Origin of the sequence: Micromonospora sp. NPDC048871 (assembly GCF_043198155.1) — a bacterium.
In the GTDB taxonomy this organism is placed as follows: domain Bacteria; phylum Actinomycetota; class Actinomycetes; order Mycobacteriales; family Micromonosporaceae; genus Micromonospora.
Map to the genome: position 1 here is coordinate 100,187 of NZ_JBICUM010000007.1, position 16,580 is coordinate 116,766.

The window sequence follows — 16,580 nt, forward strand, 5'->3', positions numbered from 1 at the left end:
TCGGCACAAAACCTCCCATAGGGGGTCATATTGGCGACCAAAAGTGCAAGATCGACGGGGAGAGGCCGCCCGGGTCATGGCCCGTCGACCGCCGCAGCGGGCGCGGGCGGGAGGGCGCGGGCGGGAGGGCGAGGGCGGGGCGGGTGAGGGCGGGTGGGGGTTACCAGAGGGGGCGGGTGGCACCTACGGGGAGGCCGCCGCCGAAGAGGGGGGTTTCGGTGAACTCGGTCAGGACCGGGGCTTCGACTCCCAGGCGGCGTAGGGCGGCGGACAGGACGGGCATCCGGGCTCGGCCGGCGCCGTCGTCGATCTTCAGGGCCAGAGCGCCGACGCCGGGCAGAGCTGCGGCGATCACACCCTCCGCGCCCACCTTGGCCAGCAGTCCGGGTACCCCGCGCATCAGCCGGGTGTCGTCCGCCTCGGTGCCACCGACGATCTCCGGGTACGCCCGCATGGCGTCGGCCACCGTGCGCTCCACGGTGCCGGTCTCGGCGCTCACCAGGCGCAGGTACGCCCGAGCCAGCCCGGTCAGGGACAGCGCAAGCACGGGTGCCCCGCACCCGTCCACCCCGACCGCCGCCGCCTGCTCACCGGTCAGTTCCTCGACCGCGTCGCGCAGCCGCTGCTGCAACGGGTGCTCCGGGCGCCAGTAACCCTCCACCGGCCAGCGGGCCGAGCGGCAGGTCAGCAGCATCCCGGCGTGCTTGCCGGAGCAGTTCATCTGGATCCGGGTGGGGCCGCCCCCGGCCCGCAGCACCGCTTCCCGCGCCTGCTCCCCGACCGGCAGGTCCGGCGGGCAGTGCAGGGCCTCCTGGTCCAGCCCGGCGTCGGCCAGCAGCCGGGCCACCCGGGCCAGGTGGAACTCCTCCCCCGCGTGACTGGCCGCCACCAACGCCAGGTCGGCGGGGTCGGTCAGCGGCAGCCCGGCCCGGATCATGCCGACGGCCTGCATGGGCTTGTTGGAGGAGCGCGGAAAGATCGGGGCGCTGACGTCACCGGCCGCGTCGACCACCGCACCGGTGCCGTCCAGCACCACCACCGAGCCCCGGTGCAGGCCCTCCACGAAACCGGACCGGACCACCTCGGCAAGCGGAACCCCACCCGCGTACGTGTCTGCCACGATGTGGACGGTACCGATGATCGATCGGCCGCCGAGGCCGGGGTGAGCAGGTACTCCACCTCCGGGTGTACAGCCACGCCGGGCGGGGTCAGCCCTTACCGGCCGAGCAGTTCGCGGGCCTGGGTGGTGTTCAGCGGGGGACGCTGGGCGAGCTGGGCGAAGCCGACCGCCCGGGCGACCAGCTGCATGTTCGACTCCACCGGGCGGCCCTTGGCGTACGTGACGGTGTCCTCCATGCCGACCCGCAGGTGACCTCCGGCCGACAGCGAGGCCAGCATCACCGGGATGCTGCTGCGCCCGATCCCGGTCGCCGAGAAGGTGGTGCCCTCCGGCAGGTCGCGCAGCATCTGCTGGGCCGCCACCAGGGTGGCCGTGGTGCCGGGCATCCCGCCAGGCACCCCCATCACGAAGTCCACGTGCACGTGGCCGCCGTGCGGCAGGCCGTACTTGTCGAGCAGGCGGCGCAGGGCGGTCAGGTGACCCAGGTCGAAGATCTCGTACTCCGGCACGATGCCGCGTTCCTGCATCCGGGTGTGCAGGTCGACGATGAACTCCCAACGGTTGAGGAAGACGTCGTCACCGAAGTTGGCCGTACCCATCGTGCAGGAGGCCATGTCCGGCGCGGCGTCCAGTACGGCGAGCCGATCGGCCTCCGGGTCGGTGACCGCGCCCCCGGTGGAGAGCTGCACGATCAGGTCGGTGCTCTCCCGCAACGCCGCCACGGTGGCCCGCAGTCGGCCCAGGTCCAGGGTGGGTCGGGCGTCCTCGTCGCGGATGTGGACGTGGATGATCGAGGCGCCGAGCGCCTCGCACTCCTTGGCGGTGAGCAGCAACTCGTCCAGGGTCACCGGCAGCGCCGGCACCTCCGTCTTGGCCGACTCCGCGCCGGTGGGGGCAACCGTGATCAACGTCCCTGTTGTCATGCCGGCGATCCTAGAACGCCCGCCGCAGGTGCTGGTGTTAACAGGGGGCCCGGCCTCTACCGGAGGCGTTAATAAGGTGCCCTTCCTTACACCCGGTCGATGGCGGCGGTGCTCTCGGCCACCCGCAGCACGGCGTCGTCGGGTACGGAGCGCTTGACCACCGCCAGGGCGATCTGACCCAGCTCGTGGTGATGCACCGCGGTGCCGACGAAGCCGACCGTACGACCGTCCAGCTCGACCGGGGTGCCGGCGGTGGGCAGTTGGTCCGTGGTGATGCCGTCCAGGTGCAGCAGGACCAGCCGACGCGGCGGACGGCCCATGTTGTGCACCCGGGCCACCGTCTCCTGCCCCCGGTAGCAGCCCTTGTCCAGGTGTACGGCCGGGGCGATCAGGTTCACCTCGGCGGGGATGGTGCGGTGGTCGGTGTCGACACCCACCCGGGCCCGGCGGGCGGCCACCCGCACCGCCTCGTACGCCCACAGGCCGGCGACCGGCACCCCGCCGTCCCGCAGCCGGGTGACCACCTGGTCCATCGCGGCCCGGGGCACCAGCAGGTCCACCCCCAGGGGCCCGCGCCGGGCCCACCCGCCCAGCGGCAGGGGCTTGACCTCGTAGCGGGCGGTGGGCCGGGTCGGCACCTCACCGGCACGGAACTTGGGGCCGGGTACCCCGGTGAGGTCCGGTTCGGCCAGGGCGGGCAGGTCCAGCAGGGTCAGGGCCTCGGCCGCCCGGGGCCCTACCAGGGACAGCAGGGCCTGCTCGGCGGTGGCGTCGCGCGGCTCGACCTGGCTGAAGAACCGCATCTTCTCCAGGAAGGTCAGCAGCCCTTCGGCGGCGCCCGGTTCGGTGTCCAGCCAGGTGGTGTCGCCGTCCTCGGCGACCATGGCGTGTTGCTCGATGTGGCCGTGCGGCGAGAGCACCAGCAGTTCGGTGCCCTGCCCGGGGCCCAGGTCGGCCAGGTGCTGGGTGGTGAGGGTGTGCAGCCAGGAGATGCGGTCCGCCCCGGGCACCGCGATCACCCCCCGGTGGGAGCGGTCCACCAGGCCGACCTCGGTGTCCAGCAGTCGTTGCTCGCGCATCGGGTCGCCGTAGTGGGCGGCCACCCCGCGTACCCCGGCCGCCGCGTGGGCCGGCTCCGGCTGGTCGCGGCTGGCCTCGTCGAGGCGTTCCACGGCGACCGCGCCCGCGATGTCGATCATTCCTGACTCCCGTCTCCACACCGTGCGCAGTTGCCGAAGAAGGAGACATGGCCGATGTCCACCCGGAAGCCGCGTTCCCGCGCCAACTGCTCGGCCAGGGGGCGCATCAGCTCCGGATCCACCTCGTCGATCGCCCCGCACTCCCGGCAGACCAGGTGGATGTGCTGATCCTCACCGGCGGCGTGATAGGTCGGCGACCCGTGCGACAGGTGGGTGTGGGTGACCAGGCCGATGCGTTCCAGCAGTTCGAGGGTGCGGTAGATGGTGGTGATGTTGACCCCGGCGGCCACTTCGCGTACGGCCGTGTGCACCTGCTCCGGCGTGGCGTGCCCCAGGTCCAGCACCGCCTGCAGAATCAGCTGGCGTTGCGCCGTCAGCCGGAGGCCACGGGAGCGCAGCAGTTCCGCCAGGGAGGTTTCGGACATTCTCCGATCATAGTTCGGCCGTCTCGGAGGCGTCCGATCGAGACCGCCGCCCCTCTATCCTGCCCAGCTATGGAGGCCACACGGATCGGCGTACTGGGTCGGGGACTGCTGTCGATCGACGAGCCGGTGTTGCGCGGCGACGACCTGGGCGTGCTGCGCGGCGACGGACTGTTCGAGACCATGCACCTGCGGGGTGGGCGGCCCTGGCTGCTCAAGGAGCATCTGGCCCGGTTGCGGGCCGGTGCCGCAGCGGTGGAGCTGACCCTGCCGGACGACGCGGCCCTGGTCGAGCTGCTGGACACCGTGGCCGCCGGGTGGCCCGGCGAGGTCGAGGGCGCCTTGCGGCTGGTCTGCACCCGCGGGCCCGAGGGGGGCGGGGACCCCACGGTGTACGCCACCCTGGCCGCCGTGCCGGCCGCCGCCCGGCAGGCCCGGCGCGAGGGGGTACGGGTGGCCACCCTGAATCTGGGGGTACCCGCCGAGGCCCGCCCCGAGTTGGACTGGCTGCCCACCGGGATCAAGTCGACCTCGTACGGGGCGAGCACCGCGGCCCGCCGGTGGGCCGCCCGAGCCGGGGTGGACGACGTGCTCTGGGTCTCCTCCGACGGCTATCTGCTGGAGGGGCCGACCGCCAATCTGCTCTGGTCGACCGGGGACACCCTGTGCACCGTGCCGGCGGCCCGCACCGGCATCCTGCCCGGCACCACGGTCGCCTGGCTGCTGGCCCACGCCACCGAGGTCGGCTATGACCCCGCCGAGGGCATGGTGACCCCGGCCGAGCTGCGGGAGGCCGACGCCGTCTGGCTGGCCTCCTCCGTACGCGGCCTGGTGGAGGTGCTGGCCCTGGACGGGGAGCCGCTACCCCGCAGCCCGCGTACCCACGCGCTGCGGGAGCTGCTCGGCTTCGAGCTGCCCTGACTCCTCAGCCGGCGACCCGGATGAGGCGGGCGGACAGATGCGGCGACAGCGGCTGACCCACGGCGGCCATGTCCTGGGCGTACAGCAGGGCGCCGTCGACGATGCCGAACAGGCGGTGCCCGGCGGTGACCTCCTTGGCGGTGGCGGTACGCACCACCGCGTCGGTGACGAACTCGATCTGGGTGCCCTTGCGCCGGCCGATGTGCAGCTCCATCACCCCGGTCGGAACGGTCAGCAGGGCCTCCAGTTCGTCCGTGACCCGGTCACCGTCGAACACCGGTCGCCACCAGCCGACCTCCCGACCCGCCGGGCGCACCGGGCGGGACTCTTCGTCGAGCAGCCACGCCCGGGACTCGTACGACAGGAAGGGTCGGCCGTCGTGGCTGATCCGGATCTCCTGGGCGTAGTCGAAGTCCTCGATGGTGGGGAAGCCGCCCCGGCCCCGGCCCCGCCACACCCCGACGTACGGCAGCAGGCCGTCCAGGGCCGGATGCAGCTTGGGCCCCACCCGCAGGTCGTGACTCTCCTCGAAGGGATACGGATCGACCGGCGGGGCGTTCAGCCACGGCGGCGGTGCCAGCGGGTTGTCGTCACTCATCACTTGCCTCTTGAGATGCGCACGGCCAGATAGATCAGGCCACCGGCGAGCGCGCCCAGGCCGGCGACCAGCAAGCTGACGAACCCGATCTCGGTGACCATCGGCCTCATCCTATGCTGGCCCCATGGCCCGCACTCTCGTCGTCAAGGCCACCGCCGGAGCGGACGGCCCGGAGCGGTGCGCCCAGGCCTTCACGGTGGCGGCCACGGCCGCCGCCGCAGGTGTGCCCGTCTCCCTCTGGTTGACCGGGGAATCCACCTGGTTCGCGCTGCCGGGGCGGGCGCAGGATTTCGAGTTGCCGCACTCCGCGCCGCTGGCCGAACTGCTGCACGTGATCCTCACCACTGGGACGGTGACCGCGTGCACCCAGTGTGCGGCCCGCCGGGACATCGGCCCGGACGACGTGATCCCGGGCATCCGGATCGCCGGGGCGGCCGTGTTCGTGGAGGAGACGATGGCCGAGGGAGCCCAGGCGCTCGTCTACTGACCCGGGGCCGGTGCGGCTGCTGTGGACATCGACCTCGGCAAGGCCGGAGAACCTGCCCGACAACTCCGACATATGCCTACGATTCGGGTGTGGACGAGGCGATCGAGCAGTTCTTTGCCAGCTTGCCGGCTCGCGGCCCCCAGGAGATGCGCAGCTCGCTCGCCGGCACCCTGCGGATCGACCTCTCCGACGGCGAACGCACAGAGCACTGGGTGCTCCGGCTGCGACCGGGTGTCATCGAGGTCGAGCGGGGACCGGCCGAGGCCGATTCCATCTGGTACTGCAGCGTGGATCTGTTCGACCGGTTGGTGACCGGACGGGCCGAGCCCCTGGCCGCGCTGTTTCGCAACGAGTGCAGCTTCAGCGGCAGGGTCCCGATGTTCCTGATCCTGCGGCGGTTGTTTCCCTCCGCGCCAGGCGTCCAGGATCCACGCACGAGGGCCCGCGAGCAGGCCGGGACGGCACAGTGAAGGAACTGGTCAGCATCCTGGACGGCAACACCTTCCTGGTCAGCGACCGGGGTGGGGACATCGAGCCCTCCCTCGACTTTCCGACCGGCCTGTTCGCCTTCGACACCCGGTTCCTCTCCACCTGGCTGCTGCTGCTCGACGGCGAGCGGCTACAGCCCCTGTCCGTCGAAGACGATGAGACCTACCGGACCCGCTACTACCTCGTGCCGGGCGAACCCAGCCACTTCCTGGACACGAAGGTCTCCATCATCCGCAGCCGGGCCATCAGGGACGGCTTCGACGAGGAACTGACCGTGTTGAACCACTCCGGCCAGGAGATGGCCTTCACCGTCCGCATGGAGATCTCCGCCGACTTCGCCGACCTGTTCGAGATCAAGAACGTCCAGCCCAAACAGGGCAGCCAGACTGTCAGGATCGAGGATGATGCGCTACGGCTGAGCTACCGCCGGGAGGCCTTCCACCGCGAGACCCTGGTGCGCAGCAGCACCCCGGTCGCGGTCGACAAGGAAGGCATGACCTTCTCGATCCGGATCGAGCCGCACGGAGAGTGGACCACCCGGCTGAAGACCTCCACGGTGATCTACGGCGCGCGGGGCGAGGATATCCGCAATCGACTGCCGTTGGCCGGCGGCCGCAGCACGGCGGCCATCCAGGCCGAACACGAGGAGATCATCGCCAACGCCCCCAAGCTCAGCGCCAGCAGCAGCCCCCTGGCCGCCGCGTACCGGCGCAGCCTGGAGGATCTGGCCTCGCTACGGTACGAGTCGATCACCCTGAGGGTCCGGTTGATGGCCGCCGGGTTGCCCTGGTTCATGACCCTGTTCGGCAGGGACAGCCTCATCACCTCGCTTCAGGTGCTGCCCTTCCTGCCGGACATCGTTCCGCCCACCCTGATGATGTTGGCCGGGTTGCAGGGGTTCCGGGTCGACGACTTCCGCGACGAGGAGCCGGGCAAGATCCTGCACGAGCTGCGCTACGGCGAGTCCGCCGGATTCGAGGAGCAGCCCCACTCGCCGTACTACGGCTCGGCCGACTCCACCCCCCTGTTCGTGATCCTGCTCGACGAATACGAGCGATGGACCGGCGACAGCGGGCTGATCAAGGAACTGGAGTACCCCACCCGGCTGGCGCTGGACTGGATCGACACGTACGGCGACCTGCTCGGTACCGGCTACCTCTGGTACGAGACCCGCAACGACCGCAACGGGCTGGAGAACCAGTGCTGGAAGGACTCCTGGGACGGCATCTCCTACTCGGACGGGCGGCTACCCGGCTTCCCCCGGGCCACCTGCGAACTCCAGGGCTACGCCTACGACGCCAAGCGGCGCGGCGCCCGGCTGGCCCGGCTGTTCTGGAACGACCCGCAGTACGCCGACCAGCTGGAACGGGAGGCCGCCGCGCTCAAGGAACGGTTCAACCGGGACTTCTGGCTGCCGGACCGGGAGTACTACGCCCTGGCGCTGGACCGCGACGGCACCCCGGTGGACGCCCTCAGCTCCAACATCGGGCACCTGCTGTGGAGCGGCATCGTCGATGAGTCGAAGGCCGGGCGGATCGCCGAGCACCTGCTGGGACCGCGACTGTTCTCCGGGTGGGGGGTCCGCACCCTCGCCGACGACCAGGGTCGGTACAACCCGATCGGATACCACGTCGGCACGGTCTGGCCCTTCGACAACTCGCTGATCGCCTGGGGCCTGTGGAAGTACGGCTTCCGCGATGAGGCCGCCCGGATCTGCGAGTCGATGCTCGCCGCCTCGCACTACTTCAACGGCCGACTGCCGGAGGCCTTCGCCGGCTACGAACGCGACCTGACCGACTTCCCGGTGCAGTACCCGACGGCGTGCAGTCCCCAGGCCTGGTCGGCGGGAACCCCTCTGCTGCTGCTGCGGATCCTGCTGGGGCTGGAACCCGAGGACGAGCACCTGATCATCGACCCGTACCTGCCGCAGGGGATGGGTCGGGTGGAACTGCTGGACATCCCCGGCCGCTGGGGTCGGGTGGACGCCCTGGGTCGCAGCCACGGCCGCGACGACAGGTGAGGGCGGGTACCCCTCAGCCGGCACACCCCACGGTGGCCGAGACGACCGTCCTGTCCGAGTGCAGTTGGACGAGCATGGCCACCCCGTTGCTGCGGTAGGCGTACACCTCGTCGGTGGCCACCACCGGGGTGCCGCCGGCCAGCGGGGCCAGGGCGGCCTGCGGTGACCGGTCGGTCGCCGGGGCGGTGCCGCGCAGGGTACGTGCGGTCTCGCCTCCGGGGCAGGTGGCCTGCACCGCCTCGGTCGGGTCGGTGACCGTGGCGCCGAGGGCGGCCAGCGCCCGGGCCAGCGCGTTCGACTCCGTGCTCGCCGCGGTCCCCGGCAGCAGCGTCCCGGGCAGGGCGTCGACCGGGCGGCAGCCCGTCTCCGCGCTCAGCCGCACCCAACCCTCGGCGGCGGCACGGCCCTGGACGGTGACGAACTCCCCCGCGTCCGCGCGCAGCCGGGGACCCTCCGGGGTGAGCCGGACACCGGCCCGCCAGTCCGAGGGCAGTCCGTCCGCGATCCGTTCCAGCAGGGCCCGTTCCTCACCCGGCGGCACGGCCAGCTCCATGTGACTGCGCAGGATCGCGCCCTCGGCGAACGGGGTTACCCGACAGCCCCGCTCGACCTCCGGTGGCGCCAGCGCGTACACCGTGCCGGAGGCCGCCGCGGCCAGCTCGCCGATCGCGGCCTCGACCCGCGAGGCCGCCTGGGCCAGGGTGCGCTGCTCGCGGACGGTGGGCGGATCGTTGCGGGCCGAGTACCAGGTCAGACCGGCCAGCAGCACCGCCCAGGCCACGGTCGCCACGACCAGCCACCGCGGCCAGCGGCTGCCGGGCTCGGGTGGCGGAGGGCCGGCGGGAGGGGCGTACCCCGTCTGGGCTGCACTGCTCACCGAGCCATGGTGTCACGCGGATCCTCGGGGGGCGTGGCCAGCCGGTAGCCGACCCCGCGGACGGTCTGCACCTGGGGGCCGCCGGTCAGGGCCCGCAGCTTGCGCCGCAGTCGCTTGATCGCGGAATGCAGGATCGCGGTGTCGCCGAGGTAGGCCCCACCCCACACGGAGGCGAACAGCCGCTCGTAGCTCCACAGGCTTATCGGTGGGCTGGCCAGCCGGGCCAGCAACTCCCGCTCGGTACGGGTCAACCCCACCGGTACCCCCTGCCAGGTGACCAGGTGCCCGGCGCGGTCGATCACCAGATCGGCCCAGCCGCCCACCGCCCCGGGTCGGATCTCGGCGGCTGCGACCTCCGCCGGGTCGGGCTCCCCCGGCGGCTCGGGGAACATCGCCCGCAGTTGGGCCAGGTCGGCGCAGATCACCACCGGGCCCACCCCGTCGAGTCGTTGCACCACCCGCTGCCGGACAGCGGCATCGCTGCTGACGCAGACCAGGATCGGGATCTCCATTCCGGACACGCTGCCTCCCCGAAAGCCCGCGCTGACCTGCGACTTCCCACTAATCGACAATGACGGCCACCGATGGCTTCGCCCGCTCAGCCTAACGGTCAGGATCGCGCCACGTCACTGACCGAGTACTGACTGACGCCTTCCATTGATCACTGATCGTCGGCGCAGAAGCATGACTCTCAGCGGCCGGGCACCACCAGTCACCCACACGTCCGACCGCTCCGCGGCGTCAGGCTCCGACCCGCGGGTGCCCGTCCCCGATCGGGACGACGAAGTGGGGGAGGAACCTTTGTTCACACGACCATCCGCACGATCAACCTGGTGGCGGGCAGTGGCGGTGTCGACCGCCGCCCTGCTGGCCTGCACCGCCCAACCCGCGGTCGCCGCGGCGGCACCACAGCCGTCGCAGCGGGCCACGGTCGACCAGGCCCTGCTGGACCGCTTCGCCACCACCGACAGCACGGCCTTCCTGGTCTACCTGCGGGAGACCGCACCCCTGGCCGAGGCCGCCAAGGCCCGCGACGCCGACGACCGGGCCCGTACGGTGCACCGGCTGCTCACCAGCACCGCCGATCGCAGTCAGGCCGACCTGCGCGAACTGCTCGACGATCGAAAGGTGCCGCACACCGCGTACTGGATCGCCAACGCGATCCGGGTGGAGGGCGACAAGGCGTTGCTCGACGAGATCGCCGGTCGGCCCGAGGTGTCCCGGATCGCGCCGAGTCGCAGCTACCCCCTGCTGCTGCCGACCTCCAGCGAGGCGACCCGGGCCCGTACCGCCGCCGTCGAATGGGGGCTGACCAACATCGGCGCGCCCCGGGTCTGGGAGGACTTCGGCGGCCGCGGTGAGGGCATCGTGGTGGCCAACATCGACAGCGGGGTGCAGTACGACCACCCGGCCCTGGTCGCCTCCTACCGGGGCAACCTGGGCGGCGGCTTCGACCACGCGTACAACTGGTTCGACCCGGCCGGGGTCTGCACCGGCACCGCGCCCTGCGACAACAACGACCACGGCACCCACACCATGGGCACGATGGTCGGCGACGACGGCGCCGGCAACCAGATCGGGGTGGCACCGGGGGCCAAGTGGATCGCCGCGAAGGGTTGCGAGGCCCGCAGCTGCTCCGACGCCTCCCTGCTCGCCTCCGGCCAGTGGGTGCTCGCCCCGACGGACGCCAACGGCCAGAACCCCCGGCCGGATCTGCGCCCCGACATCGTGAACAACTCCTGGGGCGGTGACGGCGGGGACCTCTGGTACCAGCAGACCATCGCCGCCTGGCGGGCCGCCGGGATGTTCCCGGTCTTCTCCTCCGGCAACGACGGCCCGAACTGCGGCAGCGCCGGCTCCCCCGGCGACAACTCGAACGCGTACGCGGTCGGGGCCTACGACGTGAACGACAACATCGCCAGCTTCTCCGGTCGGGGCTCCGGCACCGCCCTGATCAAGCCGAACATCGCCGCCCCCGGCAGCGGGGTGCGCTCCAGCGTCCGCAACGGGGGGTACGCCTCGTTCAGCGGCACCTCGATGGCCGCTCCGCACGTCTCCGGCACGGTGGCCCTGATGTGGTCCGCCGCGCCCAGCCTGCGCGGGGACGTCACCGCCACCGAGGAGTTGCTGGACCGCACCGCCCGCGATGTCGACGCCACCACCTGCGGCGGCACCCCGGCCGACAACAACGTCTTCGGCGAGGGCCGGTTGGACGCCTACGCGGCCGTACGCGACGCCCCTAGGGGCCCGATCGGTCGGGTCACCGGCCGGGTGACCGACGCGGCCGACGGGGACCCGATCGTCGGTGCCACCGTGACCGACGGCACCCGCAGCATCACCACCGGCCCGGACGGTCGGTACGCGCTGAGCGTTTCGGCCGGCGAGATCACCCTGACGGTCAGCGCCTACGGCTACGCCGGACAGACCGCCACGGTCACCGTCGCCGAGGGCGGCGCGGTCACCCGCGACTTCGCCCTGACCGCCAACCCCACGGTCACCGTGCAGGGCAAGGTCACCGACGGTTCCGGTCACGGCTGGCCGTTGTACGCCCGGATAGAGGTGGCCGGCCGACCCGGCGGGCCGGTCTTCACCGACCCGGTGACCGGGCGCTACTCCTTCACCGTGCCGGGTGGCACCTCGTACCGGCTGACCGTCACCGCGCGCTACCCCGGCTATCAGACCGTCACCCGTGAGGTGGCCGTGGCCGGGCAGAACGTGACCGCCAACGTGGCCGTACCGGTCGAGGCGGCCTGCGTCGCGGCAGGTTACACCGGCAGCTTCAGCACCCCCCTGCTGACGCAGAGCTTCGACGGCACCACCGCGCCCCCGGGCTGGACGGTGACCAACCGCACCGCCTCCGGCGGGTGGGTCTTCACGGACGCCCGCTCACGCGGCAACCTGACCGGCGGCTCGGGCGGGTTCGCCATCATCGACAGCGACGCCCTGGGCAGCGGCAACACCCAGGACACCGACCTGGTCACCCCGCCGCTGACGTTGTCCGGGGTCAGCGCCCCGGTGCTGCGCTTCCGCAGTGACTGGCGGGCGGTCGGCATCACCGACACGGCCGACATCGACGTCTCCACGGACGCCGGGGCCACCTGGACCAACGTCTGGCACCAGACCTCCAGCCGACGCGGCCCCCGGATGGAGGAGGTGCCGCTGACCCCGGCCGCCAACGCCGAGTCCGCCCTGGTCCGCTTCCGGTTCAAGGGCACCTTCGCCTGGTGGTGGCAGGTGGACGACGTGGAGCTGGTCAACCGGGAGTGCACCCCGGTGCCGGGCGGACTGGTGGTGGGCAACACCACCGACCGCAACACCGGCGAGGCGATCAACGGGGTGAACGTGGCCAGTGTCCACCAGCCCGAGGACCGGGCGGTGTCGGCGGCCACCCCGGAGGACGAGGCCCAGCCGGACGGCTTCTACTGGATCTTCTCGACCCTGACCGGTACCCATCCCTTCACCGCCAGTCGGACCCCGTACCAGCCGGTGACGAAGGATGTCGCCGTGGTCTCCGACGGGGTGAGGCGGGCCAACTTCGCCCTCGGCGCCGGCCGGTTGACGGTCAGCCCGACCACCATCGAGTCGCATCAGCGGCACGGGGTGGTGCGGACCACCAAGGTGACCGTCCGCAACACCGGCAGCGCACCGGCAGCGGTCGACCTGCTGGAGCGGTCCGGCGAGTTCGAGCTGCTCAACCAGGGTGGGGCAGCCCTGGTCGAGCAGAAGATGAAGGGCATCAGCAAGGCCCGCACCGGTATCGCGTACGGCGGGGCCGCCCCGGAGTCCGGCACCCGGGCCGCGGACGACGCCTGGAGTGACATCGCCCGACTGCCGGCCGCGGTCTACGACAACTCGGCGGCCTGGCTGGACGGCAAGGTCTACTCCGTCGGTGGCGGTGGCAGCACCGGCACCGAGCGCAAGGCATGGGTGTACGACCAGGGAGCCAACGCCTGGAGCGCCCTGCCCGACCTGCCGGTGGCCCGGTCCAAGCCGGCCACGGCGGCGATCAACGGCAAGCTGTACGCGATCGGTGGCTGGGGTGCCGACGACGGTACGGTCGCCACGGTCGACGTCTTCGACCCGGCCGCCGGAACCTGGAGCACCGTCCCGGGTGCCACCAACCCGGCCCCGGTCGCCGCGGCCGGCACGGCGGTGCTCGGTGGCAAGGTCTACCTGGTCGGCGGCTGCGCCGATGCCACCTGCACGGACAGCGACCGGTTGGTGATCTTCGACCCCGCTACGAGTTCCTTCCGTACCGGTGCCGCCTATCCCCACCCGGTGTCCTGGCTGTCCTGCGGCGGGATCGGGTCCTCGGTCTACTGCGCCGGTGGTACGGGCAGTACGGAGTACACCGACGCCTACCGGTACGACCCGACGGCCGACTCCTGGAGCCCGCTGCCCAGCCTCCCGCTGGAGCTGTGGGGTTCCCAGTACGCCGCCGCCGGTGGCCTGCTGGTGCTGGCCGGTGGGGTGACCGCCGGGTCGACCACGGTCACCAACCGCACGGTCGGCTTCGATCCGGTCACCGGGGCCTGGCGTGATCTGCCGAACGCCAAGTTCGCCCGGTACCGGGGTGCCGCCGCCTGCGGGGCGTACAAGATCGGTGGTTCGCCCAGTTCCTTCGTGGGCAGCGCGGACAGTGAGCGCCTGGGTGGCCTGGAGCTCTGCGCGACCGCGGCGGATCTGCCCTGGTTGAGCAGTTCACCGAGCACCTTCACGTTGGCCCCGGGGGCCTCGAAGACGGTGACGGTGACCCTGGACGCCACCACGGAGGCGGGGGTGCTCCAACCGGGTCGGTACACCGGTGAGCTGGCGATCGCCTCCGACACCCCCTACCCGGTCACCCCGGTCTCGGTGGAGATGAACGTGTCGCCGCCGAACAGCTGGGGCAAGATCCAGGGCACGGTCACGGGCACCACCTGTGGCGGGGTCACCGTGGGGATTCCGGCCACCGTCCGGGTGAACCTGATCTCGGCCGGTACCGGCACCACCCTGACCGCGGACGCCTCCGGCAAGTACGCCTGGTGGCTGCCGCGCGGCCGGTACGAGGTGATCGTCGCCAAGGACGGGTGGGTGCCGCAGGTGCAGCGCCACCAGATCGAGGCCGGCATCGTGGGCACCCTGAACTTCGCCCTCGAACCGACCTCCAACTGCACCAGAGCAACCGGAATCTGATCCGACACATCCTGGTGGCCGCCGGTCGTGCATCGACCGGCGGCCACTGCTTTCGCGGCAGTCGGGCCGGTTCGTGGTAGTCGCTGCCTCCTCGGGCGGTCCGGCCCGTTGGTAACGGTCAAGGCCGCCCGATGGGCCTTTGGGGGACAGGCCCCTTCCGTACCCAGAAGTGATCCATCGACAGGCCGATCACCTGGTCGGGAAAGTGGCCGGGCGCATCGACCGGCAGCCCACCCATCCAGCTTCGCCCCGATCATTTGCGGACGTGCGGCACCGGCAGGGCATTCCCGGGTGGCCCGATCGGGCGAGAATGATCACCCTCCTTGGCGATCCACCAGGCATCACTTAGCGTTATCAGCAGGCCTCCAACGCGAACCCCCCTCACATCCCCTGCTGCCTGCGAATCGACCCCCAATGCCCGAAGTAATCCTGACCGCGACGATTGCTGTGAGTAGTCTCGTGCTGCTCCTCATAGTCGGTTCCTTCGGGTACGGCTTTCTCCGCCCGGCAGTGGGCTACGAGCCCCGGCACGCGGCCCGCCCGCCCCGCTTCGGGCCGGTACGCCCGGATGAGGTGGCCATCCTGATCGCCTGCCGCAACGGCGCCGCCACGATCGCGGCGACCGTACGCGCCGCCCGGGCCACCGGCAGCGACGTGTACCTGGTCTCGGACGACTCCTCGGACGACACCGCCGAACTCGCCGCTCAGGCCGGCGCCTGGGTGCTGCCGTTGCTGCAGAACGTCGGCAAGCCGGCCGCCCTGCACACCGCGTATGAGACCTTCGAACTCGGCCGCCGCTATCGCGCGGTGGCCATCCTCGACGACGACGTGGTGATCGCGCCGAACTTCGTCACCGAGGCCTTGGACAAGCTGACCGACGAGGTCAGCATCGTGGTGGGACACAACGCCACCTGGTGGCCGCCGGAGCGACGGTGGAACCCGTGGCTGGCCAAGCGGGCCTACAGCTACTGGATGTACCAGGCGGTGATCCGCCGGATCCAGAGCCACTTCAACGTCATGAACTGCATCTCCGGCTCGAACTCCGTCTACCGGACCGAGCTGCTGGACGAGGTGCTGCCCACCCAGCCCCCGTACATCGTCGACGACACCTACTGGGTGCTGGAGACCCACCGGCGCAACCTGGGCCGGGTCGTCTACGCGCCCCGCGCCCTGGCCCACCTCCAGGACCCCACCAACCTGCGCGACTGGTACCGGCAGAACCTGCGGTGGATGTGGGGCACCTTCCAGGGGGTCATCGGCCACGGCGTCGGCAGGTACGCCACCCGCTTCGACTACGCGTACGTCCTGCTGATGGTGCACTGGCTGCTGTACGTCGCCGGTGGTCCGCTGACCCTGTGGCTGATCGCCACCGCCGGGCCGGGCCTGCTGCCCGGCCTGCTGTTCCTGCTGATCGGCCAGGGCATCTGGGTGGGCATCGCCGCCTGGCGACTACGCCACTGGCAACTTCCACTCTTCCTGCCCGTGATCATCGTCGCTGACCTGTTGTACCGGGTGATCCTGGTGCACGCCCTGGTGAAGGCGATCCGTCAACCCACGGTCGATCGATGCGTCTGGGACTCCCCGGCGCGCATCGCCGTCGGGGCCAAGGGATGAGGGAGGTGAGAACATGTCCGCGAACCAGGACCTCCCGCTGACCGGCGCGTCTACCGCCGCCGTCGGCCTGGTCGGCAGCATCCTGCTGGGGCTGGGTGCCCTGCTGGTGACCGTCGCCAACTGGGGCGCCAAGGCCCGGCGCAAGGTCAGCTGATCGAGCGAGCGCCAGCCTGAGGTGCAAGAACCACAGACGGTACGGCCGTCGGGACGCCCCCGGCGGCCGTACCCGTTCCCAGCTCCGTCTTCAGCTCACGGCCGACGCAGCCAGGTCCCCGGATCAGTCACGAACACACCCTTGCCCTGCCGCCGTTCGATGACTTCAAGCGCCTCAAGCCGGATGTAGACCTGCTGGATCGTGGATGCGCCAACTCGATGTATCTCGCAGAGCTGCGCAATCGACGGAAGCTTCTCGCCCGGCTTCAATTTGCCGCTCTCGACATCCGACATGATCGCGTTGGCGATCCTCAGGTAATCCGGTGTGGCAGGCATGGCGCTCCTCGCGTGGCTCTTGGATTCGATCACGTCTTCACGCAGTTCGACAAGCCGACGCCCAGGTGCCTTGACTTATGCGTGTTATGCGCATAAGTTGGCTGTCGAGCGCTCCTCGCGTGGCAACGAGCAGAGCTCAGTCCCCCAGTCGGGGTGGACCGCCCTTCCGGTCCACCCCGACACCCCCTCGTTCTCGATGGGCTGTGGAGCTGTGGCAGTCCAGCTGTCGCTACCCCTGGAGAAAGC

16 protein-coding genes are annotated in these 16,580 nt (G+C 71.1%); 7 read left to right on the forward strand and 9 right to left on the reverse strand.

The genetic code is table 11. From position 1 onward, the window contains the following. Nucleotides 1-160 precede the first annotated feature (160 nt). The 4 genes from ACGFIK_RS17715 to ACGFIK_RS17730 form a co-directional block, all read right to left on the reverse strand. Nucleotides 161-1,141 (reverse strand): asparaginase, encoded by a 981-nt coding sequence (locus ACGFIK_RS17715; RefSeq protein WP_327027402.1) that lies wholly within the window; start codon nucleotides 1,139-1,141, stop codon nucleotides 161-163. 74 nt (nucleotides 1,142-1,215) lie between these two features. Continuing rightward, nucleotides 1,216-2,043 (reverse strand): 3-keto-5-aminohexanoate cleavage protein, encoded by an 828-nt coding sequence (locus tag ACGFIK_RS17720; protein ID WP_327023900.1) that lies wholly within the window; start codon nucleotides 2,041-2,043, stop codon nucleotides 1,216-1,218. 86 nt (nucleotides 2,044-2,129) lie between these two features. Next, on the reverse strand, nucleotides 2,130-3,242 hold the full coding sequence (locus ACGFIK_RS17725; protein ID WP_327023899.1) for a folate-binding protein: 1,113 nt from the start codon (nucleotides 3,240-3,242) through the stop codon (nucleotides 2,130-2,132). Next, a complete protein-coding gene (locus ACGFIK_RS17730; RefSeq protein ID WP_327023898.1) occupies nucleotides 3,239-3,667 on the reverse strand; it encodes a Fur family transcriptional regulator in 429 nt (142 codons plus the stop codon). Before ACGFIK_RS17730 ends, ACGFIK_RS17725 begins: the two co-directional genes overlap by 4 nt. A 69-nt stretch (nucleotides 3,668-3,736) precedes the next feature. Between ACGFIK_RS17730 and ACGFIK_RS17735 the strand changes: the two genes are divergently transcribed. After that, nucleotides 3,737-4,585 carry an aminotransferase class IV gene (locus ACGFIK_RS17735; protein ID WP_327023897.1) on the forward strand — a complete coding sequence of 283 codons (849 nt, stop codon included), beginning with the start codon at nucleotides 3,737-3,739 and terminating at the stop codon, nucleotides 4,583-4,585. A 4-nt stretch (nucleotides 4,586-4,589) separates the two neighbouring features. On the opposite strand, the gene ACGFIK_RS17740 is transcribed toward ACGFIK_RS17735, so the two are convergent. Further along, a complete protein-coding gene (locus tag ACGFIK_RS17740; protein ID WP_327023896.1) occupies nucleotides 4,590-5,183 on the reverse strand; it encodes an FABP family protein in 594 nt (197 codons plus the stop codon). Continuing rightward, entirely contained in the window at nucleotides 5,183-5,284 is a 102-nt protein-coding gene (mtfM, locus tag ACGFIK_RS17745; protein ID WP_013736135.1) for a small membrane protein MtfM, read from the reverse strand. The genes ACGFIK_RS17740 and mtfM overlap by 1 nt, the downstream gene beginning before the upstream one ends. A 23-nt stretch (nucleotides 5,285-5,307) precedes the next feature. Between mtfM and ACGFIK_RS17750 the strand changes: the two genes are divergently transcribed. The 3 genes from ACGFIK_RS17750 (at nucleotide 5,308) to ACGFIK_RS17760 (ending at nucleotide 8,179) form a co-directional block, all read left to right on the forward strand. Next, a complete protein-coding gene (locus tag ACGFIK_RS17750) occupies nucleotides 5,308-5,670 on the forward strand; it encodes a DsrE family protein (RefSeq protein ID WP_327023895.1) in 363 nt (120 codons plus the stop codon). An 89-nt stretch (nucleotides 5,671-5,759) separates the two neighbouring features. Then, a complete protein-coding gene (locus ACGFIK_RS17755; RefSeq protein WP_327023894.1) occupies nucleotides 5,760-6,140 on the forward strand; it encodes an SCP2 sterol-binding domain-containing protein in 381 nt (126 codons plus the stop codon). Then, on the forward strand, nucleotides 6,137-8,179 hold the full coding sequence (locus ACGFIK_RS17760) for a glycogen debranching N-terminal domain-containing protein (protein WP_327023893.1): 2,043 nt from the start codon (nucleotides 6,137-6,139) through the stop codon (nucleotides 8,177-8,179). Before ACGFIK_RS17755 ends, ACGFIK_RS17760 begins: the two co-directional genes overlap by 4 nt. A 13-nt stretch (nucleotides 8,180-8,192) precedes the next feature. On the opposite strand, the gene ACGFIK_RS17765 is transcribed toward ACGFIK_RS17760, so the two are convergent. Beyond that, on the reverse strand, nucleotides 8,193-9,056 hold the full coding sequence (locus ACGFIK_RS17765; protein WP_327023892.1) for a hypothetical protein: 864 nt from the start codon (nucleotides 9,054-9,056) through the stop codon (nucleotides 8,193-8,195). Beyond that, on the reverse strand, nucleotides 9,053-9,568 hold the full coding sequence (locus ACGFIK_RS17770) for a winged helix-turn-helix domain-containing protein (RefSeq protein ID WP_327027401.1): 516 nt from the start codon (nucleotides 9,566-9,568) through the stop codon (nucleotides 9,053-9,055). The genes ACGFIK_RS17765 and ACGFIK_RS17770 overlap by 4 nt, the downstream gene beginning before the upstream one ends. 289 nt (nucleotides 9,569-9,857) lie before the next feature. On the opposite strand from ACGFIK_RS17770, the gene ACGFIK_RS17775 reads away from it, so the two are divergent. The 3 genes from ACGFIK_RS17775 to ACGFIK_RS17785 all read left to right on the forward strand — a co-directional run bounded on the left by ACGFIK_RS17775 (nucleotide 9,858) and on the right by ACGFIK_RS17785 (nucleotide 15,999). Beyond that, nucleotides 9,858-14,231: a S8 family serine peptidase gene (locus tag ACGFIK_RS17775; protein WP_393340251.1), complete on the forward strand. Its 4,374-nt coding sequence runs from the start codon at nucleotides 9,858-9,860 to the stop codon at nucleotides 14,229-14,231. Between the two features lie 447 nt (nucleotides 14,232-14,678). After that, nucleotides 14,679-15,845, forward strand: coding sequence for a glycosyltransferase family 2 protein (locus ACGFIK_RS17780; RefSeq protein ID WP_327023890.1), 1,167 nt, complete (start codon nucleotides 14,679-14,681; stop codon nucleotides 15,843-15,845). 13 nt (nucleotides 15,846-15,858) lie between these two features. Next, a complete protein-coding gene (locus ACGFIK_RS17785; RefSeq protein ID WP_327023889.1) occupies nucleotides 15,859-15,999 on the forward strand; it encodes a hypothetical protein in 141 nt (46 codons plus the stop codon). Nucleotides 16,000-16,094: 95 nt separating this feature from the next. Here the strand turns inward: ACGFIK_RS17785 and ACGFIK_RS17790 are convergent, their stop codons facing one another. Continuing rightward, nucleotides 16,095-16,334, reverse strand: coding sequence for a winged helix-turn-helix domain-containing protein (locus ACGFIK_RS17790; protein ID WP_327027400.1), 240 nt, complete (start codon nucleotides 16,332-16,334; stop codon nucleotides 16,095-16,097). Between the last annotated feature and the right edge of the window lie 246 nt (nucleotides 16,335-16,580).

Coding starts and splice junctions, on each gene's coding strand:
- ACGFIK_RS17720 (WP_327023900.1), bottom strand. CDS start 2,043: ATGACAACAGGGACGTTGATCACGGTTGCCCCCACCGGCGCGGAGTCG.
- ACGFIK_RS17725 (WP_327023899.1), bottom strand. CDS start 3,242: ATGATCGACATCGCGGGCGCGGTCGCCGTGGAACGCCTCGACGAGGCC.
- ACGFIK_RS17730 (WP_327023898.1), bottom strand. CDS start 3,667: ATGTCCGAAACCTCCCTGGCGGAACTGCTGCGCTCCCGTGGCCTCCGG.
- ACGFIK_RS17735 (WP_327023897.1), top strand. CDS start 3,737: ATGGAGGCCACACGGATCGGCGTACTGGGTCGGGGACTGCTGTCGATC.
- ACGFIK_RS17740 (WP_327023896.1), bottom strand. CDS start 5,183: ATGAGTGACGACAACCCGCTGGCACCGCCGCCGTGGCTGAACGCCCCG.
- mtfM (WP_013736135.1), bottom strand. CDS start 5,284: ATGGTCACCGAGATCGGGTTCGTCAGCTTGCTGGTCGCCGGCCTGGGC.
- ACGFIK_RS17750 (WP_327023895.1), top strand. CDS start 5,308: ATGGCCCGCACTCTCGTCGTCAAGGCCACCGCCGGAGCGGACGGCCCG.
- ACGFIK_RS17770 (WP_327027401.1), bottom strand. CDS start 9,568: ATGGAGATCCCGATCCTGGTCTGCGTCAGCAGCGATGCCGCTGTCCGG.
- ACGFIK_RS17785 (WP_327023889.1), top strand. CDS start 15,859: ATGTCCGCGAACCAGGACCTCCCGCTGACCGGCGCGTCTACCGCCGCC.
- ACGFIK_RS17790 (WP_327027400.1), bottom strand. CDS start 16,334: ATGCCTGCCACACCGGATTACCTGAGGATCGCCAACGCGATCATGTCG.